General features: G+C 74.6%; 23 protein-coding genes. 1 reads left to right on the top strand and 22 read right to left on the bottom strand.

Annotated elements, in window-relative coordinates; all coding sequences use genetic code 11:
* Positions 1-6: 6 nt before the first annotated feature.
* The 7 genes from AB0924_RS20195 to AB0924_RS20165 all read right to left on the bottom strand — a co-directional run bounded on the left by AB0924_RS20195 (position 7) and on the right by AB0924_RS20165 (position 8,551).
* Complete coding sequence (locus AB0924_RS20195; protein ID WP_366912072.1) at positions 7-1,509, bottom strand: acyl-CoA synthetase; 1,503 nt, start codon at positions 1,507-1,509, stop codon at positions 7-9.
* A gap of 58 nt (positions 1,510-1,567) precedes the next feature.
* Positions 1,568-3,127, bottom strand: a complete 1,560-nt coding sequence (locus AB0924_RS20190) for an NAD(P)/FAD-dependent oxidoreductase (RefSeq protein WP_366912071.1) — start codon at positions 3,125-3,127, stop codon at positions 1,568-1,570.
* A 116-nt stretch (positions 3,128-3,243) separates the two neighbouring features.
* The gene (locus AB0924_RS20185; protein ID WP_366912070.1) at positions 3,244-3,951 is read right to left on the bottom strand and encodes a potassium-transporting ATPase subunit C; all 708 of its coding nucleotides are present in this window, start codon (positions 3,949-3,951) and stop codon (positions 3,244-3,246) included.
* Positions 3,952-3,956: 5 nt separating this feature from the next.
* The gene (gene kdpB / locus AB0924_RS20180) at positions 3,957-6,098 is read right to left on the bottom strand and encodes a potassium-transporting ATPase subunit KdpB (protein ID WP_366912069.1); all 2,142 of its coding nucleotides are present in this window, start codon (positions 6,096-6,098) and stop codon (positions 3,957-3,959) included.
* A complete protein-coding gene (kdpA, locus tag AB0924_RS20175) occupies positions 6,098-7,795 on the bottom strand; it encodes a potassium-transporting ATPase subunit KdpA (RefSeq protein ID WP_366912068.1) in 1,698 nt (565 codons plus the stop codon). The genes kdpB and kdpA overlap by 1 nt, the downstream gene beginning before the upstream one ends.
* Before the next feature lie 8 nt (positions 7,796-7,803).
* Positions 7,804-7,893: a K(+)-transporting ATPase subunit F gene (gene kdpF, locus AB0924_RS20170; RefSeq protein ID WP_037817630.1), complete on the bottom strand. Its 90-nt coding sequence runs from the start codon at positions 7,891-7,893 to the stop codon at positions 7,804-7,806.
* A 286-nt stretch (positions 7,894-8,179) separates the two neighbouring features.
* Positions 8,180-8,551, bottom strand: a complete 372-nt coding sequence (locus tag AB0924_RS20165; RefSeq protein WP_358934262.1) for a ferredoxin — start codon at positions 8,549-8,551, stop codon at positions 8,180-8,182.
* A gap of 143 nt (positions 8,552-8,694) precedes the next feature.
* Between AB0924_RS20165 and AB0924_RS20160 the strand changes: the two genes are divergently transcribed.
* Positions 8,695-9,060: a DUF6479 family protein gene (locus AB0924_RS20160; RefSeq protein ID WP_358934260.1), complete on the top strand. Its 366-nt coding sequence runs from the start codon at positions 8,695-8,697 to the stop codon at positions 9,058-9,060.
* Between the two features lie 112 nt (positions 9,061-9,172).
* On the opposite strand, the gene AB0924_RS20155 is transcribed toward AB0924_RS20160, so the two are convergent.
* The 15 genes from AB0924_RS20155 to AB0924_RS20085 form a co-directional block, all read right to left on the bottom strand.
* Positions 9,173-9,631 carry an RpiB/LacA/LacB family sugar-phosphate isomerase gene (locus tag AB0924_RS20155; RefSeq protein ID WP_358934258.1) on the bottom strand — a complete coding sequence of 153 codons (459 nt, stop codon included), beginning with the start codon at positions 9,629-9,631 and terminating at the stop codon, positions 9,173-9,175.
* A 132-nt stretch (positions 9,632-9,763) separates the two neighbouring features.
* Positions 9,764-9,958, bottom strand: a complete 195-nt coding sequence (locus AB0924_RS20150; protein ID WP_358934256.1) for a hypothetical protein — start codon at positions 9,956-9,958, stop codon at positions 9,764-9,766.
* A 142-nt stretch (positions 9,959-10,100) separates the two neighbouring features.
* Positions 10,101-11,351, bottom strand: a complete 1,251-nt coding sequence (locus tag AB0924_RS20145) for an ANTAR domain-containing protein (protein WP_366912067.1) — start codon at positions 11,349-11,351, stop codon at positions 10,101-10,103.
* A gap of 133 nt (positions 11,352-11,484) precedes the next feature.
* Positions 11,485-11,904, bottom strand: coding sequence for an STAS domain-containing protein (locus AB0924_RS20140; RefSeq protein WP_358934252.1), 420 nt, complete (start codon positions 11,902-11,904; stop codon positions 11,485-11,487).
* Positions 11,905-12,070: 166 nt separating this feature from the next.
* Complete coding sequence (locus AB0924_RS20135) at positions 12,071-12,991, bottom strand: glycosyltransferase (protein WP_358934249.1); 921 nt, start codon at positions 12,989-12,991, stop codon at positions 12,071-12,073.
* A complete protein-coding gene (locus tag AB0924_RS20130) occupies positions 12,988-13,914 on the bottom strand; it encodes a glycosyltransferase (protein WP_366912066.1) in 927 nt (308 codons plus the stop codon). Before AB0924_RS20130 ends, AB0924_RS20135 begins: the two co-directional genes overlap by 4 nt.
* Positions 13,904-14,908 (bottom strand): glycosyltransferase family 9 protein, encoded by a 1,005-nt coding sequence (locus tag AB0924_RS20125; protein ID WP_358934245.1) that lies wholly within the window; start codon positions 14,906-14,908, stop codon positions 13,904-13,906. The genes AB0924_RS20130 and AB0924_RS20125 overlap by 11 nt, the downstream gene beginning before the upstream one ends.
* A gap of 38 nt (positions 14,909-14,946) precedes the next feature.
* Entirely contained in the window at positions 14,947-16,383 is a 1,437-nt protein-coding gene (locus tag AB0924_RS20120; protein WP_366912064.1) for a PfkB family carbohydrate kinase, read from the bottom strand.
* On the bottom strand, positions 16,380-17,138 hold the full coding sequence (locus AB0924_RS20115; protein WP_366912062.1) for an SIS domain-containing protein: 759 nt from the start codon (positions 17,136-17,138) through the stop codon (positions 16,380-16,382). Before AB0924_RS20115 ends, AB0924_RS20120 begins: the two co-directional genes overlap by 4 nt.
* Positions 17,139-17,151: 13 nt before the next feature.
* Positions 17,152-18,390 (bottom strand): glycosyltransferase, encoded by a 1,239-nt coding sequence (locus AB0924_RS20110; protein WP_366912061.1) that lies wholly within the window; start codon positions 18,388-18,390, stop codon positions 17,152-17,154.
* Positions 18,387-19,349, bottom strand: coding sequence for a glycosyltransferase (locus tag AB0924_RS20105; protein ID WP_366912060.1), 963 nt, complete (start codon positions 19,347-19,349; stop codon positions 18,387-18,389). Before AB0924_RS20105 ends, AB0924_RS20110 begins: the two co-directional genes overlap by 4 nt.
* Positions 19,346-20,356 (bottom strand): glycosyltransferase family 9 protein, encoded by a 1,011-nt coding sequence (locus AB0924_RS20100; protein WP_358934235.1) that lies wholly within the window; start codon positions 20,354-20,356, stop codon positions 19,346-19,348. Before AB0924_RS20100 ends, AB0924_RS20105 begins: the two co-directional genes overlap by 4 nt.
* Positions 20,353-20,928: an HAD-IIIA family hydrolase gene (locus AB0924_RS20095; RefSeq protein ID WP_358934233.1), complete on the bottom strand. Its 576-nt coding sequence runs from the start codon at positions 20,926-20,928 to the stop codon at positions 20,353-20,355. The genes AB0924_RS20100 and AB0924_RS20095 overlap by 4 nt, the downstream gene beginning before the upstream one ends.
* On the bottom strand, positions 20,925-21,926 hold the full coding sequence (locus AB0924_RS20090; protein WP_358934230.1) for a glycosyltransferase: 1,002 nt from the start codon (positions 21,924-21,926) through the stop codon (positions 20,925-20,927). Before AB0924_RS20090 ends, AB0924_RS20095 begins: the two co-directional genes overlap by 4 nt.
* Positions 21,923-23,557, bottom strand: a complete 1,635-nt coding sequence (locus AB0924_RS20085; RefSeq protein WP_366912059.1) for a carbamoyltransferase C-terminal domain-containing protein — start codon at positions 23,555-23,557, stop codon at positions 21,923-21,925. The genes AB0924_RS20090 and AB0924_RS20085 overlap by 4 nt, the downstream gene beginning before the upstream one ends.
* Positions 23,558-23,576: the final 19 nt, after the last annotated feature.

The following is a 23,576-nucleotide window of genomic DNA, read 5'->3' as shown; positions in this document are numbered from 1 at the left end:
TTGGGCCTAGGAGCCGCCTGCGAACCGGTCGCGCAGTTCGCGCTTGAGGATCTTGCCGCTGGCGTTGCGGGGCAGCTCGTCCACGAACAGCACCCGCTTGGGCGCCTTGAAGGGCGCGAGCTTCTCCCGTACGTGTGCGGTGAGTTGCTCCTCCGTCACATCACCGCGCCGGACGACGACCGCCGTGACGGCCTCGATCCACCGTTCGTCGGGCAGACCGATGACGGCGGCCTCGGCGACGGCCTCGTGGGTGTAGAGCGCGTCCTCCACCTGGCGGGAGGCGACCAGCACACCACCGGAGTTGATGACGTCCTTCACCCGGTCGACGATCGTGTAGTAGCCCTCCGCGTCGCGTACCGCGAGGTCGCCGGAGTGGAACCAGCCGTCCCGGAACGCCTCGGCGGTCTCCTCGGGCCGGTCCCAGTAGCCCTCGCACAACTGCGGTGAGCGGTAGACGATCTCACCGGGCGTGCCGTCGGGGACGTCCTCGCCGCGTTCGTCGACCACGCGCGCGTCCACAAACAGCACCGGCCGGCCGCAGGAGTCCGGCCGGCCGTCGTGCTCGTCGGGGGCCAGCACCGTGGCGAGCGGGCCGATCTCGCTCTGGCCGAAGCAGTTGTAGACGGCGAGCTTCGGCAGGCGTTCGCGCAGCCGCTGGAGCACCGGAACGGGCATGATCGAGGCGCCGTAGTAGGCCTTGCGCAGTCCGTCGAGGTCGCGGGTGGCGAAGTCGGGCCGGTTGGCCAGGCCGATCCACACGGTCGGCGGCGCGAACAGGCTGTCCACCCGGCCCTGTTCGATCAGGTCGAAGAGCCGGTCCCCGTCCGGGGCGTCCAGCAGCACGCTGGTCGCGCCGACCGCGAGGTACGGCAGCAGGAACACGTGCATCTGCGCCGAGTGGTAGAGCGGCAGCGCGTGGGCGGGCCGGTCGCCGGCGCTCAGGTCGAGGGCGGTGATGGCGCTCAGGTACTCGTGCACCAGCGCGCGGTGCGTCATCATCGCGCCCTTGGGCGAGGCGGTGGTGCCGGAGGTGTAGAGCAGTTGCGCCAGGTCCTCGGTGCGCGGCTCGGGCCCGTCGTACGGCGGCGCGTCCGCCAGCCGGGCGAGCAGGGAGCCGTCGGCGTTCCGCAGGGGCAGCGCCCGTACGCCGTCCGGGAGCCGGCCGGCGAGGTCCGGGTCGGCCAGCACCAGGGAGCTGCCCGACTGGCCGACGATGTACGCCAGGTCGTCGCCGGTCAGGTTCTGGTTGACCGGCACATGGACCAGGCCGGCGCGGGCGCAGGCGAGGAAGGCGATCAGATAGGCGTCGGAGTTGTGCCCGTAGGCGGCGACCCGGTCCCCCGGGGCGAGGCCTTCCGCGCGGAGCAGCCCCGCCGCGCGCGTGACGGCGTCGTCCAGTGCCTCGTAGGTCCAGTCGCGTCCGCCGTACTCAAGTGCGATGCGTGCCGGGGTGCGCCGGGCGCTGCGCCGCAGCACCCCGTCGACCGTGCTGCCGTGTCCCTGCGTCATGACAGCCGATCCTCGGCCCGCCGGACGGGCTGGTCAAGAACCCGTCGCCACTCGCGCGCTACGACTCCAGCACCGCCATCGCCGCGTTGTGCCCCGGCACCCCGCTCACCCCTCCCCCGCGCACCGCGCCCGCGCCGCACAGCAGCACGCCCGGATGCCCGGTCTCCACGCCCCAGCGCCCCGTGCTCTCCTGTGCGTACGGCCAGGACAGGGCGCGGTGGAAGATGTTGCCGCCGGGCAGGCGCAGGTCCCGTTCGAGGTCGAGCGGGGTCTTCGCCTCGATACAGGGGCGGCCGTCGGCGTCGGTGGCGAGGCAGTCGGCGAGCGGTTCGGCGAGATGCGCGTCGAGCTGCGCCAGGGTGGACTTCAGCAGCTCCTCGCGGACGGCGTCGTTGTCCCGGGCGAACAGCCGGGCGGGGGTGTGCAGTCCGAAGAGGGTGAGGGTCTGGTAGCCGCGCCGGGCGAGGTCGGGGCCGAGGATGGTGGGGTCGGTCAGCGAGTGGCAGTAGATCTCCGAGGGCGGTGCCGCGGGGAGTTCACCGGCGGCGGCCTGGGCGTGGGCGGCGGCCAGTTGCCGGTAGCCCTCGGCGATGTGGAAGGTCCCGGCGAATGCCTCCCGGGGGTCGACCGAGTCGTCGCGGAGCCTGGGCAGCCGGGTGAGCAGCATGTTGACCTTGAGCTGGGCGCCCTCGGCCGGCTCCGGCGGCGGGTCCCCCATGAGCGCGGCCAGCTCCTGCGGCGAGGCGTTGACCAGGACGTGCCGGGCGGCGGCGACACCCTCGCCGTCGGCGGTGCGGTAGGTGACCTCGGCGGTCTTCCCGTCGGTGTCGACCCGGACCGCCTCGTGCCCGGTCGCGATCACCGCGCCGGCGGTGCGCGCCGCGGCGGCCAGCGCGTCGGTGAGGGCGCCCATGCCGCCGACGGGTACGTCCCAGGCGCCGGTGCCGCCGCCGATGACGTGGTAGAGGAAGCAGCGGTTCTGGGCGAGGGAGGGATCGTGGGCGTCGGCGAAGGTGCCGATGAGCGCGTCGGTGAGGACCACGCCCCGCACCAGGTCGTCGGTGAAGTTCTCCTCGACGGCGACCCCGATCGGCTCCTCGAACAGCGCCCGCCAGGCGGTCTCGTCGTCGATCCGCCGGCGCAGCTCGTCGCGGCCGGGCAGCGGTTCGGTGAGTGTCGGGAAGACCCGCTCGGCCACCCGGCTCGTCATGCCGTAGAAACGCTCCCAGGCCGCGTACTCGTGCTCGCCGCCGGTCAGCCGGGCGAACGCCTCCCGGGTGCGCCGTTCCCCGCCGCCGACGAGCAGCCCGGTGGCCCGCCCGCCGCGTTCGGTGGGCGTGTACGAGGAGATGGTGCGCCCGCGGACCTGGAACCGGAGCCCGAGGTCGCGCACGATCTTCCGCGGCAGCAGGCTGACCAGGTACGAGTAGCGCGACAGCCGGGCCTCCACCCCCGCGAACGGACGCGTCGAGACGGCGGCCCCACCGGTGTGGCCGAGCCGCTCCAGCACCAGCACGGACCGCCCGGCCCGGGCCAGATAGGCGGCGGCGACCAGTCCGTTGTGGCCACCGCCGACGATGACGGCGTCGTAGGTCCGGGTTCCCTCGTTGGCAGGCATGGTCCTTGGTAGCACGTGATGATCAAGGCGGGCCAGAGGTGTGCGCGGGCGGCGCGGACTCGGTGCCCCGCGGGACACCCGCGGCCCCACGACCCCGTGCCGGACGCGCGAGACCGTCACCCCTTCGCCATGAGTTCCCTCAGCGCGATGTTGAGTTCCAGGACGTTCACGCGGGGCTCGCCGATGAAGCCGAGGGTGCGGCCCTCGGTGCGGTCCTCGACCAGTTTCTCGACCCGTGCGACGGGCAGTCCGTTCCTCGCGGCGACCCGGTACACCTGGAGTGCGGCGTACCGCGGGGAGATGGCCGGGTCCAGGCCGGAGCCGGAGGAGGTGACGGCGTCGGCGGGGACGTCGGCCGGCCGGACCGTGTGGCCGGGCACCGAGTTGTCCTTGACGACGGCGGCCTTGGCGGCGAGCACCTGGGCGCACAGTGTGCCGTCCTCGGGCCTGACCGGGCACTCGCCCCGCACCGCACCGCTGTCGGCGGCCAGGTTGGTCGCGCCGGACAGGATCAGCTCGTACCGCGTGTTCACGCTGTTGCTGCCGAGTCCGTCGGCCGGGCGGCCCTGGAACCACCTCGGGTCGGGCCCGGCGGTCTGCCGGCCGTTCTTCGGCGGCAGGTCGTACGACTGCCCGATCAGGGAGGAGCCGACGACCCTGCCGTCCGCCTCGGTCTCGGAGCCGTTCGCCTTGCCCGGGAACAGCCCCTGGGCGATGCCGGTGACGGCCAGCGGGTAGAGGACGCCGGTCACCACGGTCAGCGCGAGCAGCGCGCGCAGACCCGCACCCAGCGACCGGGCCATTCGCACAGTGGAGTTGTTCATGCCGATCAGCCGATTCCGGGGATGAGGGAGATGAGCAGGTCGATGAGTTTGATGCCGATGAACGGCGCCACCAGGCCGCCGATGCCGTAGATCCCGAGATTGCGGCGCAGCATTCTGTCGGCGCCGACCGGCCTGTACCGCACGCCCTTCAGGGACAGTGGCACCAGCGCGACGATGATCAGCGCGTTGAAGACGACGGCGGACAGGATCGCGGAGTCGGGCGAGGACAGCCGCATGATGTTCAGCGTGTCCAGGCCCGGGTGGACCGCCGCGAACAGCGCCGGGATGATCGCGAAGTACTTCGCCACGTCGTTGGCTATGGAGAACGTCGTCAACGCGCCACGAGTGATGAGGAGTTGCTTGCCGATCTCGACGATCTCGATCAGCTTGGTCGGGTCGGAGTCGAGGTCGACCATGTTGCCGGCCTCCTTGGCGGCCGACGTGCCGGTGTTCATCGCGACACCGACGTCCGCCTGGGCCAGCGCGGGCGCGTCGTTGGTGCCGTCGCCGGTCATCGCGACCAGTTTGCCGCCGGCCTGCTCCCGTTTGATCAGGGCCATCTTGTCCTCGGGAGTGGCCTCGGCGAGGAAGTCGTCGACGCCCGCCTCCTCGGCTATCGCCCTCGCGGTCAGCGGATTGTCACCTGTGATCATGACCGTCCTGATGCCCATGCGGCGCAGTTCCTCGAACCGTTCCCGCATGCCGTGCTTGACGACGTCCTTGAGGTGGATGACGCCGAGCACGCGGGCGCCGTCGCCGTCGTGGACGGCGACCAGGAGCGGGGTGCCGCCGGCCGCCGCGATCCGGTCGGTCAACTCCTGTGCGTCAGGGGCGACTTCCCCACCCTGCTCCCGCACCCAGGCGATGACGGAGGCCGTGGCGCCCTTGCGGACCCGATGGCCGTCCACGTCCACGCCCGACATCCGGGTCCGGGCGGTGAAGGCGATCCAGTCGGCGCGCGCCAACTCGCCCCGGTGCCGCTCGCGCAGCCCGTACCCCTCCTTCGCCAGGACGACGATCGAGCGGCCCTCGGGGGTCTCGTCGGCCAGCGAGGACAACTGCGCGGCGTCGGCGACCTCGGCCTCCGTCGTCCCGCTCACCGGCACGAACTCCGCCGCCCGGCGGTTGCCCAGGGTGATGGTGCCGGTCTTGTCGAGCAGGAGGGTCGACACGTCACCGGCGGCCTCGACCGCGCGCCCCGACATCGCCAGCACATTGCGCTGCACCAGACGGTCCATGCCCGCGATGCCGATCGCGGAGAGCAGGGCGCCGATGGTGGTCGGGATGAGGCAGACCAGCAGCGCCACCAGCACCACCGTCGTCAGATGCGTGCCCGCGTAGTCGGCGAACGGCGGCAGCGTGGCGCAGGCCAGCAGGAAGACGATGGTGAGCGAGGCGAGCAGGATGTTCAGCGCGATCTCGTTGGGCGTCTTCTGCCTGGCGGCGCCCTCGACGAGGGCGATCATCCGGTCGATGAAGGTCTCGCCGGGCTTCGTCGTGATGCGGACGACGATCCGGTCCGAGAGCACCTTGGTGCCGCCCGTCACCGCGCTGCGGTCGCCCCCGGACTCGCGGATCACGGGAGCGGACTCACCGGTGATCGCGGACTCGTCGACGCTGGCGACGCCCTCGACGACGTCTCCGTCACCGGGGATGACGTCGCCGGCCTCGCAGACCACCAGGTCCCCGACGGTCAGGTCGGTGCCCGGGACCCGCTCCTCGGGGCCGTCCTCACGGAGCCGTCGCGCGACGGTGCCGGTCTTGGCCTTGCGCAGGGTGTCGGCCTGGGCCTTGCCCCGGCCCTCGGCGACCGCCTCCGCGAGGTTGGCGAAGAGCACGGTCAGCCAGAGCCAGGCGCTGATCGTCCAGCCGAACCAGTCGCCGGGGTCCTTGGAGGAGAAGACGGTGGTCAGCACCGAGCCGATCCACACCACGAACATGACGGGCGACTTGACCATCACCCGCGGATCGAGCTTGCGGAAGGCCTCGGGCAGGGACCTGATCAGTTGCCCGGGGTCGAAGAGGCCCGTGCCGACGCGGCTCCCGGCCGGTTGGTGCCCGGCCGGCGCGTCCTGGTGGGGCGCGAGGGTGGGAGTGGACGGGGAGTCCTCGTACTTGTCGCTGCCGGTGTCGGTCTCGGTGGTCATCACGCCAGCCCTTCCGCGAGCGGGCCCAGCGCGAGGGCCGGGAAGTAGGTGAGGCCGGTGATGATGAGGATCGCGCCGACCAGCAGGCCGGTGAACAGGGGCTTCTCGGTGCGCAGGGTGCCCGCGGTCACCGGCACCGGCCGCTGCCGTGCGAGCGAGCCGGCCAGGGCCAGCACGAACACCATGGGCAGGAAGCGGCCGAACAGCATCGCCAGGCCCGTCATGGTGTTGAACCAGTCCGTGTTCGCGTTCAGGCCGGCGAAGGCCGAACCGTTGTTGTTCGCGGCCGAGGTGAAGGCGTACAGGACCTCGGAGAACCCGTGCGGACCGGAGTTGAGCATCGAGTGCGGCGGGGTGGGCAGCGCCATCGACGCCGCGGTGAGGACCAGCACCAGCGCCGGCGTGACGAGCAGGTAGGCCGCGGCGAGCTTCATCTCGCGGGCGCCGATCTTCCTGCCCAGGTACTCGGGGGTGCGGCCGACCATCAGACCGGCGACGAACACCGCGATGACCGCCATGACCAGGATGCCGTAGAGGCCGGAGCCGGTGCCGCCGGGAGCGATCTCGCCCAGCATCATGCCGAGCATCGTGATGCCGCCGCCCAGCCCGGTGAAGGAGGAGTGGAAGGAATCCACCGCACCGGTCGAGGTCAGGGTCGTGGCCACCGCGAAGATCGACGAACCGCCGACGCCGAAGCGGACCTCCTTGCCCTCCATCGCACCGCCGGCCACCTGCGGCACCGGGCCGTGGTGGGCGAACTCGGCCCACATCATCAGCGCGGTGAAGCCGAGCCAGATGGCGGTCATCGTCGCGAGGAGCGCGTATCCCTGCCTGACGTTTCCGGCCAGCACGCCGAAGGTGCGGGTCAGCGAGAACGGGACGACCAGGATCAGGAAGATCTCGAAGAGGTTGGAGAACGGGGTCGGATTCTCGTACGGATGCGCGGAGTTGGCGTTGAAGTAGCCGCCCCCGTTGGTGCCCAGCTCCTTGATGGCCTCCTGGGAGGCGACCGCGCCGCCGTTCCACTGCTGCGAACCACCCACGAACCGGCCGACCTCGTGGATGCCGGAGAAGTTCTGGATCACGCCGCAGGCGACCAGGACCACCGCGGCGACGACGGCGACCGGCACCAGGATCCGCAGGGTCCCGCGCACCAGATCGACCCAGAAGTTGCCGAGTTCACCGGTGCGCATGGGGGTCCCCCCGCGCGAGCGAAGCCGAGCGTGGGGGAGGGTGAACCCGCGGACCAGGGCCACGGCGACGGCCATGCCGACGGCCGCGGAGACGAAGTTCTGCACGGCGAGACCGGCCGTCTGCACGACATGCCCCATGGTCTGCTCGCCGTAGTACGACTGCCAGTTGGTGTTCGTCACGAACGACACGGCCGTGTTGAACGACTGCGCCGGGCCGACCGAGGAGAAGCCGAGCGAGCCGGGCAGGATTCCCTGCAGCCGCAGCAGCAGGTAGAGGAACAGGACTCCGGCGGCCGAGAAGGCGAGGACCGCGCGCAGATACGCGGGCCAGGTCATCTCGGCGCCGGGGTCGGCACCGATGCCCTTGTAGATCCACTTCTCCACCCTGAGGTGCCTGCCGGAGGAGTAGACCCGGGCCATGTGGTTGCCGAACGGGACGTGGACGAGCGCCAGCGCGCCTGTGAGGGCGAGCAGTTGGAGCACGCCGGCGAGTACGGGACCCATGTGTGTGCTCAGAACCTCTCCGGGAAGAGGAGGGCGAGGACGAGATAGCCCAGCAGGGCGACGGCCACGACGAGGCCGACGACGTTCTCGGCGGTCACAGCTTGGTCACCCCCTTCGCGACGAGGGCCACCAGCGCGAAGGCCGCGAGCACGGTGACGACGAAGGCCAGATCGGCCATCGTGAACTCCTGGAATAGATGCGGTTGCGTCGGACGGTTCGAGCAAACCGCCTCAGCGACCGGTCGCGGCCGCCGTTGACGGCCCTCTTACGGCCGTGCGTCCCGCCTTGACGGGACCCTGACGGTCCGCTGCTCCGGAGTTCTCGTCCGTGGCTCGTGACGGCCTCGTGGCGCGTGATGTCCTCTCGGGAGGCTGCCGTCCCGGCTCAGTCGAGCGCCACCATGAAGTCCGTGCACGCCACGGCGCAGGCGCGGCACACCGCCGCCGCGGACTCGGCGCCCGGGTGCTCGTCGAAGGCGTGGGCGCACTCGAGGCAGACCGAGCGGCACCACTCGAGCTGCACTCTGAGCCCGTCCTCGTCCTGACCGTTCTGCTCGGAGAGCGTGCGGCACGTCGCGTCGCACACCTCGGCGCACATGATCCCCAGCCGCCGTACGCGCTCCTGCTGCTCGGTGCCGTCCGGGTCCAGGAGGCTCGCGCGCACCGCACAGGCCCTGGCGCACTCCGCGCACGCCTGGGCGCACGTGAACCGGTCCTCGAGGAACCGGTAGAGCTGCTGCTGCGTAGGCGATGTCACACCCGGCGGGTAGCCGGGCCCGGGCAGGGCAAACGCATAGACCACGATGCGGGATGCCGCAACCCGGGGCGGGTCGCCGACGGTGACGGACGGCCACGCAAGGTGTCCGGTTCGCCCCATTCTGTGCGGGGTATTCCTCAGTTATGAGTACCGCACAGATGCAGCTGGCCGCGGCGAGCGGCCTGGTGGGCCTCGTGTTCTTCGTCATAGCCGTCGCCGTGCTGGCGCTGCTCGCCGGCGGCTTCTGGATGAACTCCCGGGAGAAGTACCGCGAGCCTTCCCGGCCGCGTCCCGAGGAGCAGCCGCACCTGCCACCGGAGGGCGCGGTGCACGAGATCCGGGAGAACAGGGAGTCCCAGGAGGTTCCCGTCACTCCCAAGGGCGGCCGCCCGCTCACCCCGTACGAGCTGACCAACGTCGACTCCAGGCCCAGCGACTCGAAGGAGCGCCCGCGCTGGAGCAAGGGGTCGAGCGGCTCGTTCGGCGGCGGCGGGCTGGGCGCCCACTGACCCCGGACGCCCACCGACCCGAACCCCGACCCGGCACCCGACTTCCCCGACCCGCACCCGATTCCCGACGGGAGCCGCCCGCACCCGGCCCGCGCCGGGCCGCCGCACGCCGCTAGGTCATGTCCTTCCTGGCGGCGTCCAGGCGCCCGACGCGGGCCACGTTGCGCAGGTCCTCGGGGTCCTGGCTGGGCTCGGCCGCGAACCACGCGTCGAGGATCTCCCGCAGCACCGGAGCGGAGGTGAGCCTGAGTCCGAGCGCCAGGACGTTGGCGTCGTTCCAGCGCCGCGCCCCCTCCGCCGTACCGGCGTCCGTGCACAGGGCCGCGCGGACGCCCGGCACCTTGTTCGCCGCGATGGAGGCGCCGGTGCCGGTCCAGCAGCACACCACCGCCTGGTCGGCCGCGCCGTCGGCGACGTCCCGGGCGGCGGCCTCGGAGCAGACCGCCCACTGCGGGTCGGCGCCGGGGCGCAGCGCGCCGTGCTCGCGCACCTCGTGGCCGCGCCGGCGCAGCTCCTCGACGAGGTGGCGGGCCACGGGTTCGTCCATGTCGGAGGAGACGGAGATCCGCATGCTCCGGAGCCTAGCGGTTGCCGGCCGGCGGTTCCCTTCCCCAGGTGGCCCCGTCCGGGCGGCAAGCGGCCCCGGAGGGCGTCCGGTGACGCCGTCCGGGGCCGGCCGATCGGTCCGCGGGTCCTTCGACGATCAGGGGTGGTCGGGCTGCTGTGCCGGGGGCACTCCGCCGCCCTCTCCTCCGCCCTTGTTGCCCTTGTCCGGGCCGTGCGGGCGGCCGCCCGCGTCGCGTCCGGCCGTCTGGCGGGCCTTGAGTTCGCCACTGTCCTGCGGGGTACCGCCCCCCTTGTCACTGCGCCGCTGTTCGGGCTGCTGCGGATTGGACATGCGCCGGGCTCCCTCCGGGTGTACGTACTGCTTGCGGGGTCCGGGTTCCCAGGGGAACGCGGGTGACGCACACCGCGGCGCGGCCGGTCCGTCCACCCGGCGGCCCGGACCGGCCCTCCGCGGTCAGCGGTGCCGGACCGCCTCAGGGCGCGCGGCGGGTCAGGTTCCTGTGCAGGTGCTCCAGCGCGTCCAGGAGCACCGAGCGGTGGTACCAGCTCAGCCAGGCGGCCGTGTCGGCGGCGAGCACGTCGAGGGTCTCGCTCCGGGCGCCGGCCGGCGTACGGCCGGTCGCGGGCCAGTGCAGGGTGATCACTCCGGTGCAGGATCCGGCGGCGGAGACGACGGGAACGCTGTGCAGGGCACGGGTGTCCGTGGCCAGCAGGGCGCGCCTGACCTCGTCGGACAGCAGCGGCTCCGCCGCCACGTCGGGCACGGTCACCCGGCGCAGCCGCATCCGGGCGAGCGCGTCGGCCATGCCCTCGTCCTGGCCCCGGACGAGATGGTCCAGAAACCTTTCGTCACAGCCGTAGTGGGTCTCCAGCGTCAGCGCGTTCACCGCGGGGTCCACGAACCGCACGTATCCGGCGGTGGCCCGGCCCACGGCCAGGGCCTCGTGCAGCACCGCGTCGATCATCTGGCGCCGGCAGCGCGGGTCCCGGCCTTCCCGGGCCAGGATCCGCAACTGTGGCACGGGCAGGGAGCGGCGGCCGGGGAACCAGACCTCGCCGTCCGGGGGCCGGGCCACCACGACGGCGGACACCAGGACGCGCAGCGGCACGTTGAACCGCTGGGAGGCCTCGCGCAGCACCTGGAAGGCACTGCCGGAGTCCGGCAGGCCGTAACGGGCCATCAGCGTGCCCTGCGCCATGCCGATCACCGGGGCGGTGCGCACCCTGGCCCGCAGGGCCCGGACCTCCTTGTGCAGGTCCTCGTACGACGGACGCCAGAGGTCGGCCATCTGCGAACGCCAGGCCGGCAGGTCCTCCACCGGGGCCGTGGACCGCGCCAGTTCCCGCAGCGCCTCGTCGAGGGTGGCGTACAGGAGGACGCCGTCGAGGCGGGCGAGGTGCACGGCCTCGCGTACGCCGGGACGGGCCCGGATGATGATCAGATCCGGGCGTCCGACGCGGCCCCGGGTGGTCTCGCTCAGCGCGTGCAGGACGGCGGCGCCGCCCAGCTGCACATGGGCCATGTCGAGTACCGGCCGCAGCCCGGCACGGTCGGCCTCTTCCAGATGGCCGCGCAGTTCGTCCGACCAGACCTCCGCAGCGTCCGGGCTCAGCGTCCCGGACATGCGCAGGAGCAGGGCGCCCTCGGCGGGCAGGCCCTCCACCAGGGACGACTCGATGACGAGAGGGGCCGGTGCGCCCGGGCGGGCGGAGGAGGATTTCACGGCATCACCACACCAGGACGTCACAAAGCCTCGAATATCCGCAAAGGCCTCTTCCTGACCTTGGACCACCACCTTGCACGCTCGGTGCCCGGCCCTCAACCGCACCGCGCGGGGCCCCGGCCGCCGATTTGTGTCAGTGGGTGCCGCCGGGCCGCGCCGGTTCGCCCGCCGGCAGGGAGTCCAGGGCGGACGCCGTGGTGGCGTGCACCCGCACGCCCGGCAGACCGGCGAGCCGCAGCGCCTCGCGCACATGGGGCCGGGGCTGGACGATCGGCAGGCAGCGGCCGGACAGCGCGAGCCCGCCGGTGGCCCGGTCCAGCGAGCGCACCGCGACGGCACTGGCCAGATACACCTCGGTCATGTCCAGTACGAGGTGTTCGCCGGCTCGGTCGGACTGGCGCAGATGCTCCGCCAGGGCTTCGGAGAACTCCGTGGCGTTGGACGCGTCGACCGTGCCGCGCGCCTTGAGAAGGGTGATCCGGCCGGACTCGGGGCGGCTCTCCCGCACGGCTCGGAGCAGCAGCGGGGCAGCGGGAAGCTGGCCTTTTTCCATGGGCGGGGCACTTCCTGGGAGGGAGGGCTCGGCCAGCCGCTTCTTGACCGGGGAGGGGACCACTGTGCCGCCCCCGGGTGCCCGAAGCAACGACGTGTCTCCGGGCGTGTCGCCGAGGGGCCGGATCGCGGGCTCCCGTGCTTCCGGGCTCCCCCGCCCTCGGCCTCTAGCCTACGTACCGCCGCGCCGGTGACGTGCGGCGCGCCCGCTCCAGCGCGGCCAGCCGGTGCTCCAGCTCCGGCGGCACCGGGTCGCGCTGGCGCAGCACCCAGGGCAGCCCGGCGGTGGCACGGGCGAACGCGCGCGCGGAGGCGGCGTCGCGGGGCACCGTGCGCATCAGGTGCCCGGTGCGGCGCAGGGCGGGCAGCAGGGGGCGGCGCAGCCAGGTGAACCACAGCGTGTTGCGGATCCCGAGGACACGGCGCGCGGTGCTGTCGCGCAGCGGGGACGCCTGGTGGTGGACGGTGAGTTCGTCCGCGTAGGCGAGCCACCAGCCCTGCCGGAGCAGGTCGCAGGCGAGCAGTTCCTCCTCGCCGCCGAGCCACAGCCCGGGGTGGAAGCCGCCGCCGGCCCGGAAGGCGTCGGTGCGCAGCACGGTGGCGGCGGCGAGGAACGATCCGAGCGCGGGGCCGGGCAGCCAGCCGGGGCCGGGCAGCGGCGATTCGCGCAGCTCACGCACGACGGGGTCCTCGGTGCCCTGCGGCTGGACGACGATCCGGGCGGTGACGGCCGCGAGGCGGGGCCGGGTGTCGAGCAGGTCGGCGGCCCGGCGCAGGCTGCCCGGCTCCCACCAGGAGTCGTCGTCGCAGAAGGCGACGTAGGGCGTGCGGACGTGGCGTACCGCCAGGTTGCGGCCGACGGCCCCGAGGTTGCGGCCGGGGCGCAGCAGGGTCATCTCCGGGAAGTGCCGGGCGACGGCTTCGGCGGTGCCGTCGCCCGAGGCGTTGTCGGTGACGATCACCCGGGGCCGCTCGGGGAGCCGCCTGAGGCGGGTGAGGGTGCGCAGGAGTTCGTCGCGGCGGTCGTGGGTGATCAGGACCACGGTCGTACGGCCGTCCGGGTGCACCTGGGGGTGTGTCCGGCTCATCGGGCGCATCCGGCGGGCTGCCGGTCGAGCAGGCGTGCGGCGTGTTCGACGTGCGGGGGCAGCGGCCGGCGCCCGGCGACGGCGGCGGGCAGCCGTACGAGGGTCTCGCGCAGGGCGCGGCGGGCGCCGGGCCGGGCGGTGACGGCGGCCAGGGCGAGTTCGGCGCCGGCGCGCAGGGCGACGGGCCAGGGCCGGCGCAGGCAGGTGGTGAGCACATGGTTGCGCCTGACCAGGCTGGACCGGCCGGTGCGGCCGTCGGTCTGGGGGTGGTGGCGGGCGCACAGGGAGGGCTCGTAGGCGAGGCCCCAGCCGCAGGCCGCGAGGTCGTAGGCGAGGAGGGTCTCCTCCCCGCCGAAGAAGAGCAGCGGGTGGTAGCCGCCGGCACCCAGGAAGGCCTCCCGGCGCACGACGCAGGCGCAGCCGAGGAAGCCGAGCACCGGGCGGCCGGGCAGGTCCGGTTCGCTGGGCAGGGGTGAGGCGGCGAGGACGGCGTTCAGCGGGTCCTCGGTGCCCCGCTCACCGACCAGGGTGCGGGCGGCGAGCAGCCCGAGCCGTGGGTGCCCGTCGAGCAGGTCGGCCGCGTGGCGCAGGGAGCCCGGGGTCCACCAGGAGTCGTCGTCGCTGAAGGCGACGTAGGGGGTGCGGGCGTGCCGGACGGCCAGGTTGCGGCCGACGGCGCCGGTGTTGGTGGCGGGCCGCAGCAGACGGGTGACCGCCGGGTGGCCGTGCACGGCCTCCCGGGTGGTGTCGTGCCGGGAGTTGTCGACGACGATCACCGGCGGCCGTTCGGGCAGCGCGGCCAGGGCGTCCAGGGTGCGCAGCAGACTGTCGGACCGGTCGCGGGTGATGACGGCGACCGTGATCCTCCGGTCCGGTCCGGTGGTGGGCCGGCGGGTGGGTCCTGGGGCCCGGTCAGTGGACACGCGCCGCCACCCTCCACCCGGGGGCTCCGCACGCTCCGGCGCGGGCCTGCCGGCCGCTGAGCTGCAGCAGGCAGGCGGCGGCGACCTCGCCGGTGTGGACGCGCAGCAGCCGGGCGTCCGGGTTGCCGCCGTGCGGGTCCCCGGGCGGGCCGGGCTTCCACAGGGCCAGGTGCCGGTGGCCGGGCGGTGGCCCCCACAGTCGCGGGGAGACGGGGCCGAACAGGGTGACCGACCGGGTGCCGTGGGCCACCGCGAGGTGGGCGATGCCGGTGTCGCCGCTGAGCACCAGCGACGCCCCGGCCACCAGCGCCGACAGCTCGTCCAGGGGCAGGCCCCCGCTGAACACGTCCGACGCGGGCCGGCCGCCGCGCTCGGCGACGGACCGCACGAGGGCGTCCTCCCCGGGGCCGCCGGTCAGCACCACACGGTGTCCGGCAGCGCGCAGGCACCGTACGACGGCGGCGAACCGCTCCCCCGGCCAGCGGCGCGAGCCCGACGCGGCCCCGGGGTGCACCACCACCGCACCGGGCGCCGGTGACGGCGTGGACGGGGCCGGCAGGCGCAGGTCGAGGGGGTCGGCCGGGATGCCGTGGGCGCGCAGGAAGGCGCACCAGCGGTCCCGTTCGTGGGCGTGCGGCTGCCAGGGCGGGCCGTCCGGCAGGGCGTGGGCGAGCAGCCGGCGCGGGTTCAGGGCGGCCAGCGCGTCGCGGCTCTCGGGACCGTTGCCGTGCAGGTCGATCGCCACGTCCGGCGGCGGCCCCGGCCAGTGCGCGAGGGACGGCACGGCCCGGCCCGGCGCCTCGGCCGGGAGGACTTCGTCGACCGCCCCGGTGGACAGGGCGATGCCGGTCAGCGCGGGCGGCAGGGCGAGGACCACCCGGTGCTCCGGGAAGCCCCGTCGGACCGCGCGCAGCGCGGGCACCCCGGCGAGCAGGTCGCCGAGTCCCAGGGCGCGCAGCACCAGCACGGTCGGGGGACGCGAGTCGGGTGTCACCGGACCGGCACCCCCGGGCGGCGGGTGCGGGAAGCGGGTCACTGGACGGGTCCTTCGGTGCGGGCGGGTGCCAGGGCCGCGCGGCGGGCGAGGCCGGTGGTGGAGCGGCCGTCGAGGTAGGGCAGCAGGAGGACCTGGCCGCCCCAGCTCTCCACGAGCGGCTGCTCGGGCAGCCGGGTGCGGGCGTAGTCGCCACCCTTGGCCCAGATGTGGGGGCGCAGTTCGCCGAGGACGCGTTCCGGTGTGTCCTCGTCGAAGACGGCGACCGCGTCGACGCACTCCAGCGCGCTGAGCACGCGTACCCGGTCGGCCGCCGGGACCAGGGGCCGGCCGCCGCCCTTGCGCCGGCGCACCGAGTCGTCGGAGTTGACACAGACGATCAGGCAGTCACCGGCCCGGCGCGCGGCCTGCAGCAGGGCGACATGGCCGGCGTGCAGCAGGTCGAAGCAGCCGCCCGCGGCGACCACGGTGCCGCCCGCGGCCCGTACCCGGGCGGCGGTGCGCCGGGCGGCGGCCGCGCAGTCCTCGCCGGCCGGCCGTTCCGGTGGGGTGTCCGGCGCCTCGGGCACGGCGACGGCGCGGGCGCCGCCCTCGGCGACGTACCGGGTGGCGGCGTGCACGGCAGCCTGGACGGCCGCCTCGGTGAAGGCGCCGTCGGCGAGCAGCCCGGCGGCGGCCGCCGCGAACCGGTCCCCGGCCCCGCAGGGGTCGCCCGCCGCGGTGGCCGGGGCCGGCACCAGCAGGGGGGTCTCGCCGTAGGAGAGCAGCGCGCCGCGTTCGCCCAGGGTGACCGCGACGGCGTGCGCGCGCCAGGCCCGGGCGAGCGCGGCGGCGTCCTGGGCGGCCGTGCGCAGTACGCCTCCGTCGCCGGGCGCGCTGCCGGTGTCCCCGGCCGGCCGCCGGGCCAGGAGGCGGGCCTCCTGGGCGGAGGGGGTGGCCAGCCGTACACCGGGGACCGGCGGGCCGCCCCGCACATGTGGGTCCCACACCACGGGCGCCCGCGCGGCGGCGCCGGCCAGCGCCTCCCGGAGGACGTCGGCGGTGCCCCGGCCGTAGTCGGCGACCAGGACGGCGTCCGCCGCGCGGACCGCGGCCAGGGCGGCCCGGCTCGCCTCGCGGGCGCGTCCGTCGCCGTCGTCGAGGCGGAGCAGCGGCCGGTCTCCGGCGAGTACGCGGGTCTTGCTGCCGAGTTCGCCGTCCAGCGGGACCTCGACCAGGTCGACGCGGCCGGCCAGCAGGTCCCGCAGGATGCCGCTGGTCGCGTCGTCGCCCAGGGCGGTGACAAGGGTGACCGGGCGGCCGTCGGAGGCGGCCAGGCAGGCGGCGAGGGCCGCACCGCCCGGACGGGAGCTGCGCCGGGTGCCGTGCACCACCGGCACGGGCGCGTCGGGGGCCAGCCGCTCGGCCCGGCCGCACAGGTCGTGGTCGAGCAGCGCGTCCCCGACGACGACCAGGGGGGTACCTGGGGTCTTCATGCGTCTCCCTCCCCCCGCCGCGCCCGGGTGCCCGCGGTGCGGCCGTGGCCGTCCGGCCGGGCGCCGTCCGCCCGGCCCCGCGCCCGGCTGTCCGATCGGCCGTCGACACCGGGCCGGCCGTCACCTCGACCGTCCGCCGTGCCTCCCTCCGCAGTGCCTCCCTCCGCCGTGCCTCCCTCCGCCACGCCCCGTTCGACGGCCTGGTCGAACGACTCGCAGAGCATGTGCACGGCGACCAGGTGCAGTTCCTGCACGGTGGCGGCCACCGGCGCGTCCACGCACAGCGCGTCGTCGGCGGCCAGGTGCAGGGGGTTCGGGGCCCTGCCGGTCAGCGCCCAGACGGTCATGCCGAGCCCGTGGGCGCGGTCGGCCGCGGCCAGCAGGTTGGCGCTGGCACCGCTGGTGGACAGCAGCATCAGCACGTCGCCGGGGCGGCCGTGTGCGGCGGTCTGACGGGCGAACACCTCCTGGACGCCGTAGTCGTTGGCGATCGCGGTGGTGGAGGAGGTGTCGGCGTGCAGGGCGAGCGCGGAGAACGGCGCCCGGTCGTCCCGGTAGCGGCCCACGAGTTCGGCGGTGAGGTGCTGCGCCTGGGCGGCGCTGCCGCCGTTGCCCGCGACGAGCAGCCGGCCTCCCGAGCCCAGCCGCCGGGCGAGTTCGGCGCCCCAGCGTTCAATGAGGGAGCCCTGGTCGCGGAACATCTCCAGGGCCTTCATCAGGTCGTCGCAGTGCGCGGTGTCGGTGACGGTCTTCATCGGGCGGCTCCCTTCATCGGGCGACTTCCGAGAGCGAGGGCATCGAGGACACGGCGCCGTACACCCCGGCCACTCCGTCGGCCACGCGGTCCCAGGTGTAGTGGGCCAGCACCCGTTCGCGGCCGGCGGCGCCGTGGCGGGCGAGCCGGCCGGGGTCGTCGAGGAGTTCGCGGACGACTTCGCCGAGGTGGTGGTGGTCGTCGTCGGCCGGGACGTGGACGCCGGTGGTGCCGTCCACGACCGTGTCGAGCTGGCCGCCCACGGCAGTGGCGACGACCGGGGTGGCGCAGGCCATGGCCTCGAGCGGGACGATGCCGAAGGGCTCGTAGCGCGGCAGGGACAGCACGAGGTCGGCGCCGGCCATCAGGCGCGGCATCCGGGTCCGGCCGACCCCGCCGAGCAGGGTCACCCGGTCGGTGACGCCGTACTCGCCGGCGATGGCGTGCAGCCGCCGGGCCTCCGGCTCGGTGCCCAGCAGCTCCGCCTCGGGGCCGCCGGCGACGAGGAGTTCGGCGTCGGGTATCCCGGCGAGGGCGCGGATGGCGCGGTCGAAGCCCTTGCGGGGCACGAGCCGGCCGACGGCAAGCAGCCGTCTGCGGCCGCCGGGCAGCGTCCGGGGGCGGCCGGACGGCGCGAACTGGTCGGGGTCGACCCCGCAGGGCACGACCGCGACGCGGTCCTCCGGCAGGCCCATGGCCCGCAGTTCGGCCACCTCGTCGGAGCAGGTGGCGATGATCCGCGCGCACTCGTGGCCGACGGCCTCCTCGATCGCGACGCGCTCGGGCGGGCTGGTGTCGTCGGCGCCCTGGTAGCGCTTCTTGACGGTGCCGAGGGCGTGGTAGGTCTGCACGACGGGGATGCCCAGGCCCCGGGTGCCGGTCAGGGCGGCGAGGCCCGACATCCAGAAGTGGGCGTGCACCACGTCGGGTGGGTCGACGGCCCACTGCCGGGCCAGGAAGGCGCCGAACGCGGCCATGTGGGGCAGCAGTTCGTCCTTGGGTACGGGTGCGGGCGGCCCGGCGGGCACATGCACCACCTGGACGCCGTCGATGAGGGTCATCCGGTCCGGCAGTCCGGTGGAGTCCCGCCGGGTGTACACCGTGACCCGGTACCCCTTGCGGGCCAGTTGCCGGGCCACCTGTGCCACGTACACGTTCTGGCCGCCGGCGTCCGGTCCGCCGAGCGCGGCCAACGGGCTGGCGTGCTCGGAGACCATGGCGACGCGCCCGGCCGGGGGCGGAATGCGGCTCATCGGGTGACCTCCTTGATCAGGCGCTCCCAGTCGTCGAGGAAGCGTCGTTCTCCGTAGCGGGCCAGGACCGCGGCACGGGCTGCCTGCCCAGTGCGGCGGGCGTGGTCCGGTTCGGCGAGGAACGTCCGTACGGCGTCCTCGAGGACGTCGAGCCGGTTGGAGACCACGCCGGCGCCCGCGGGGACCGCCTCGCGGACCTCGGTGGTGTCCAGGGCGACCACCGGCATGCCCAGGAACATGGCCTCCAGCAGGGACAGGCCGAGCGAGGTCCAGCGCACGGGGTGCAGGTACAGCCGGCAGCGGGCCATCGCGCCGTGCAGTTCGTGCTGGGGCAGGTCCCGGGCGCGGCAGCGCTCGGCGGGCAGGCCGAGGTGTCCGGCGAGACCCTCGGTGCGCATCCCGAAGACGTCCAGGGGCGCCGAGCGGGCGAACCGGGGCAGCAGGTCCGTTCCGGTGGTACGGCCCCTGCGCACCGGCTCGTTGACCACGACGGCGGCGCGGCGCTCGGTGCCGGTCCAGCGGTGGCCGGGGTCGACGATGCCGTGCTCCACGACCTCGGCCGGTGCCCTGCCGCTGTCCCACATCAGCCGGTTGAAGTGGGTGACATGGACGACGGGGATCTCCGTCTGCCCGGCGAGCGGGTGGAGTTGCCGTTCCGGGGACGCGTCGGGGCTGTTGTGCTCGACGTACACGGCGGGCACGTCCGCACCGGGCACACGGCCGGTCCAGCGCCGGGCGAGGCCGATCTCGTGCGGACGCTGCAGCACCATCAGGTCGATGTCGGTGTCGCGCAGTTGCTCGGGGGTCCGTTCGAGCACCGTCGCGGGCCAGTCCCAGGTCACCGCGCGGCCCAGGCCGTCGGGTCCGCGGTCCTCGGTGACCGGGAGCAGGTAGGTGTGCGGCCCCCGCACGAAGGCCGTGAGCCAGGATCCGTGCACGTGCCAGACGAGGATGTTCATGACTGCCGCTCCTGGATGAGCTTGTGCACCGCGCGCACCACGTCCTGTCCGGTGACCTCGTCCAGGCAGGGGTGGCCGGGCACCGGGCAGACCAGGGCCCTGGTGTCCGCGCACGGCGCCGTCTGGTCGCCGAGAAGGATGACGGGGACGCCGTAGGGCGCCCAGCGGCCGGCCGGGACGACGGGCGCGAACAGCGACACGACGGGGGTACCGACCGCTGCCGCCAGGTGTGCCGGGCCGGTGTTGGCGCTCACCACGACGTCGGCCGCGCGCAGCACCCCGGCGAGGGTGCGTGGGGTGGTGCGGCCGCCGAGGTCCACGGCCAGGTCCGCACTCACCCCACGGGTGAGGGCGGTCTCGTCCGGCCCGCCGGTGACAACCACGCGGTGCCCGGCGTCGGCCAGCAGCGCGACCGCCTCCTCGCACCGGTGGGGGCTCCAGGCACGGGCGGGGGCGGTGGCGCCGGGGTGCAGCACCACGTAGGGGCCGTGGCCGGTCAGGGCGTCGGTGTCGGGCGGCGGCAGCACCCGCGGGCGGCCGTCGTCGCCGGGCGGGAGCGGGAAGCCCATCGCGGCGGCGGTGTCCAGGGCCGCCTCGATCTCGTGCCGGCCCGGCCGCCGCCGGTGGCGGACGTCCAGCAGCCGGCCGGGGTGGTCGGTGCTGTCGGCGCCGATGTGCCCGATCCCCGCGAGGCGCAGCACGAGCGCGGTCGGCAGGGGGCTCTGGTGGAAGGAGGTGAGGATCAGGGCGGAGTCGAAGGCGGCGGCACGCAGCCGCCCGGCCAGCGCGTGGACGTCGGCGGCGACGACCGGGGGCGGGTCGAAGCCCTCCCAGGGCGCATCCCACACCAGCACCTCGTCGACGCCGGGCAGCAGCCGGGCGGCCTCGGCGCCGCGCGGGCCGCACAGCATGGCGACGTGCGAGCGGTGCGCGGCGACGGCACGGACGGCGGGGCCGGCGAGCAGCACGTCACCGAAGCTGTCGAGCCGGACGACGAGCGCCTTCACGGGGACCGCCTCCCATCGTGGGCACGGTGCTCGCGTGCCGGGGTGCCCAGTGCCGTGCGCACCGCCGTGAGGACGTCGGGGGCGCACTGGGCGGCGAAGCGCCGCACCTCGGCGGGCGCGGTGGCCGCGTTGGGGACGAGGACGCCCCGGGCGCCCGCCGCCCGGGCGGCCAGCAGGTCCGCGGCGATGTCGCCGATCACCAGGCACCGGTCCGGGCGGACGCCCAGGCGGGCGGCGGCCGTGAGGACGAGACCCGGGCGGGGCTTGCGGCAGGCGCAGCCGTCGTCCGGGGTGTGCGGGCAGAAGACCCAGGTGCCGAGGCCGCCGAGGAGCCGGTCAGCCCGCTCGTTGACGGCGTGGACCTGGCCGGTGGTGAGCAGTCCGCGGCCGATGCCCGACTGGTTGCTGACCACGGCGGTGGCGAGCCCCGCACGGCGGGCCAGAGCCACGGCCTCGGCGGCACCGGGCAGCGGGCGGACGCGGTCGGGGTCGCCGTTGTAGGGGACGTCCGCGAGCAGGGTGCCGTCGCGGTCGAACAGGACGGCGCGGAGGGGCGGCCGGTCCGTGCTCACGCGGCGCCTCCCAGAGGTACGGCACCCCGGTGGCGGACGGCTCCGCGCAGCCAGTGCCGTACCGCGAGCGGCGGTATGAGCACGCTGGTGCCCAGCATCCCGGCGATCTCGCGGGCGGTGCGGGGGCCGGGCCGGATCCGGGCGAGGGCGAACTCGGCCGTGCCGAGCGTCCACAGCGCCGCGCAGACCGCGGCGGTGCGGCGGCGGCCGGTGAGCGCGCAGACGGCGGAGGCGAGCGCGGCGCCGGTCACCGCGACATGCCCCGGCAGCCGTCCCCGGGGGGCCTGGGCGCGGGCCCACCAGTCGCGGCCGTGCAGCCGGCTCATCAGGGCGTCGTCGGCGTTGCCGCGCTGCGCGGGCAGCGAGGCCCACCACTGGGACGGGCGGACCGGGTGCCGGGTGAGGCGGGTGCCGCGGTGCAGGGTCCAGCCGGCCCGCTCCATGCGCAGGGCGAGGTCGGCGTCCTCCCGGAAGGCCCGCGGGAAGCGCTCGTCGAAGCCGCCGACCTGGATGAGCGCGGCGGTGCGGTACGCCATGTCGGCGGTGGCCCAGGCCGCGTTCTCCAGGCCCTTGGTGGTGCGCTCCCAGTCGGTGGGCCGGCGGTGCAGGGGCAGGGGGACACGCAGCCGTCCCTGGATGCCGCCGGCGTGCTCGCCGGCCGCCCTCAGGTCGTCGGCGAGTCTGCGGGACCAGTCCGGCAGCACCTGGACGTCGTCGTCGAGGAAGACGGTCCAGGGCGTACGGACGGTCCGCCACCCGGCGTTGCGGGCCGCGGCCGGGCCCTTGCCGCCGGTGTGCAGGGCCCTCACCCGGTCGAGGAGCTGGCCGGCGGCCTCCAGCGGCAGGCCGGTGTCGGGGTCGGTGGCGGGCCGGTCGTCGACGACGATCACCTCGTGCGGCGGGTGGCCCTGGGCCGCGGCCAGCGCGCGCAGGCACTCGGCGAGACAGGGACGGCCGATCGTCGGGACGACGACGGTGTAGGCGGGAGCGGCGCTCATGCGAAGGCCTTTCCGCGGCGGACGGCGAACGGACCGAGGACCAGCAGGTCGACGGGGGCGGAGCCGAAGCACTCCAGGGCGTCCCGGGGGTCGTCCACCATGGGCCGGCCGGCGGTGTTGAGGCTGGTGTTGACCACCACGGGCAGGCCGGTGCGCCGCTCGAACCCGTCGATCACGCGGGCCATCAGCGGCTCCTGCGCGCGGTCCACGGTCTGGATGCGGGCGGTGCCGTCGACGTGCACCACGGCCGGGACGCGGTCCTTCCAGGCGGCCGCGACGTCGTGCACGAAGAGCATGTGCGGGCTGGGCAGCGGGCCGTCGAACAGTTCCGCCGCGCGCTCGGCGAGGACCATGGGCGCGACCGGCCGGAACTCCTCGCGTCCCTTGACGGCGTTGAGCCGTTCCAGGTTGGCGGCGTGTCCGGGGTGGGCGAGCAGTGAGCGGTGGCCGAGGGCGCGCGGCCCGTACTCGCTGCGGCCCTGGAACCAGGCGACGATGCCGTCGGCGGCGAGCGTCCCGGCGGTCGTCTCGGCGATGTCGGCGGGCTCCTCGTAGGGCACCGCCGCCCGCTCGAGCCAGTCGCGCAGTTCGGTGTCGCTCCAGCCGCGGCCGAGCGCGGCGGTCGGCATCGGCTCCAGGGTGTCCTTCTGGCCGGCCACGTGGGCGGCCGCGCCGAGGGCGGTGCCGGCGTCCCCGGCGGCGGGCTGCACCCACACGTGCCGGAAGCCGCTCTCCCGCCAGATCCGGGTGTTGGCGACGCAGTTCAGGGCGACGCCGCCGGCCATGGTGAGGGCGTCCTCGCCGGTGCGCTCGCGCAGCCGCCGGGCGAGGACGAGCACGGTCTCCTCCAGGCAGAGCTGGGCGCTGGCCGCGAGGTCGGCGTGGTCCTGGCTCCAGGCTCCGCCCGCCTCGCGCGGCGGGACGAGGGAGGCCCAGGGCACCGGCCGGGCCCGGAAGCCGCCCCGGTCGTCGGCCCCGACGTACTCGCGCAGCCGGCCGGCGAAGCGCGGGGTGCCGTAGGAGGCCAGTGCCATCACCTTGAACTCGTCGCTGCTGCGCAGGAATCCGAGGTGGTGGGTGAGGTCCTCGTAGAACAGGCCCAGGGAGTCGGGCAGTTCCTGGGTGCCGAGGACGGTCAGCTCGCGGTTGGTGTACCGGCCGGCCAGGTGGGAGCCGCACTCGCCGCGGCCGTCCAGGACGAGGACTGCGCAGTCCGGGTAGGGCGAGACGGGTCCGGCGGAGGCCGCGTGCGCGACGTGGTGCGGGACGAAGCGGACCTTGGCCGGGTCCAGGCCGGGCAGCGCCTCGGCGAGGAAGCCGGGAGCCCGGCGCGCGTACTCCTGGCGCAGGTGGTCCCAAGGGTCGTGCAGGCCCATCCGCTCGGCCGGGCGGGCCAGCGAGGGGTCGTAGGAGTAGGCCACGGCGTCCAGGTCGGACGGAGCCAGGCCGGCCTGTTCGAGGCACCAGCGGGCGGAGAGTTCGGGCAGTTCCCAGGCGGAGAAGGGGACGGGCCGCTTGCCGTGCTTGCGACGGGAGAACCGTTCCTCCTCCGCCGCCGCCACGACCTTGCCGTCCGTCACGAGGGCGGCGGCGGGGTCGTGGAAGAGTGCGTTGATACCGAGGACGTGCATGCGCTGTCTCCTGTGCGGC

The organism is Streptomyces sp. NPDC047869 (genome assembly GCF_040704065.1).
In the GTDB taxonomy this organism is placed as follows: Bacteria; Actinomycetota; Actinomycetes; order Streptomycetales; family Streptomycetaceae; genus Streptomyces.
The sequence above is the reverse complement of the archived record's forward strand: the minus strand, read 5'-3'. Positions and strand labels throughout refer to the sequence as shown.

What these genes read in the sequence shown, in the direction of transcription:
- AB0924_RS20135 (WP_358934249.1), bottom strand. Translation starts at nt 12,991, where the DNA reads ATGAGCCGGACACACCCCCAGGTGCACCCGGACGGCCGTACGACCGTG.
- AB0924_RS20140 (WP_358934252.1), bottom strand. Translation starts at nt 11,904, where the DNA reads ATGGAAAAAGGCCAGCTTCCCGCTGCCCCGCTGCTGCTCCGAGCCGTG.
- AB0924_RS20110 (WP_366912061.1), bottom strand. Translation starts at nt 18,390, where the DNA reads ATGAGCCGCATTCCGCCCCCGGCCGGGCGCGTCGCCATGGTCTCCGAG.
- AB0924_RS20155 (WP_358934258.1), bottom strand. Translation starts at nt 9,631, where the DNA reads ATGCGGATCTCCGTCTCCTCCGACATGGACGAACCCGTGGCCCGCCAC.
- AB0924_RS20150 (WP_358934256.1), bottom strand. Translation starts at nt 9,958, where the DNA reads ATGTCCAATCCGCAGCAGCCCGAACAGCGGCGCAGTGACAAGGGGGGC.
- AB0924_RS20115 (WP_366912062.1), bottom strand. Translation starts at nt 17,138, where the DNA reads ATGAAGACCGTCACCGACACCGCGCACTGCGACGACCTGATGAAGGCC.
- AB0924_RS20160 (WP_358934260.1), top strand. Translation starts at nt 8,695, where the DNA reads ATGAGTACCGCACAGATGCAGCTGGCCGCGGCGAGCGGCCTGGTGGGC.
- AB0924_RS20105 (WP_366912060.1), bottom strand. Translation starts at nt 19,349, where the DNA reads ATGAACATCCTCGTCTGGCACGTGCACGGATCCTGGCTCACGGCCTTC.
- kdpB (WP_366912069.1), bottom strand. Translation starts at nt 6,098, where the DNA reads ATGACCACCGAGACCGACACCGGCAGCGACAAGTACGAGGACTCCCCG.
- AB0924_RS20190 (WP_366912071.1), bottom strand. Translation starts at nt 3,127, where the DNA reads ATGCCTGCCAACGAGGGAACCCGGACCTACGACGCCGTCATCGTCGGC.
- AB0924_RS20195 (WP_366912072.1), bottom strand. Translation starts at nt 1,509, where the DNA reads ATGACGCAGGGACACGGCAGCACGGTCGACGGGGTGCTGCGGCGCAGC.
- AB0924_RS20185 (WP_366912070.1), bottom strand. Translation starts at nt 3,951, where the DNA reads ATGAACAACTCCACTGTGCGAATGGCCCGGTCGCTGGGTGCGGGTCTG.
- AB0924_RS20085 (WP_366912059.1), bottom strand. Translation starts at nt 23,557, where the DNA reads ATGCACGTCCTCGGTATCAACGCACTCTTCCACGACCCCGCCGCCGCC.
- AB0924_RS20120 (WP_366912064.1), bottom strand. Translation starts at nt 16,383, where the DNA reads ATGAAGACCCCAGGTACCCCCCTGGTCGTCGTCGGGGACGCGCTGCTC.
- AB0924_RS20090 (WP_358934230.1), bottom strand. Translation starts at nt 21,926, where the DNA reads ATGAGCGCCGCTCCCGCCTACACCGTCGTCGTCCCGACGATCGGCCGT.
- kdpA (WP_366912068.1), bottom strand. Translation starts at nt 7,795, where the DNA reads ATGGGTCCCGTACTCGCCGGCGTGCTCCAACTGCTCGCCCTCACAGGC.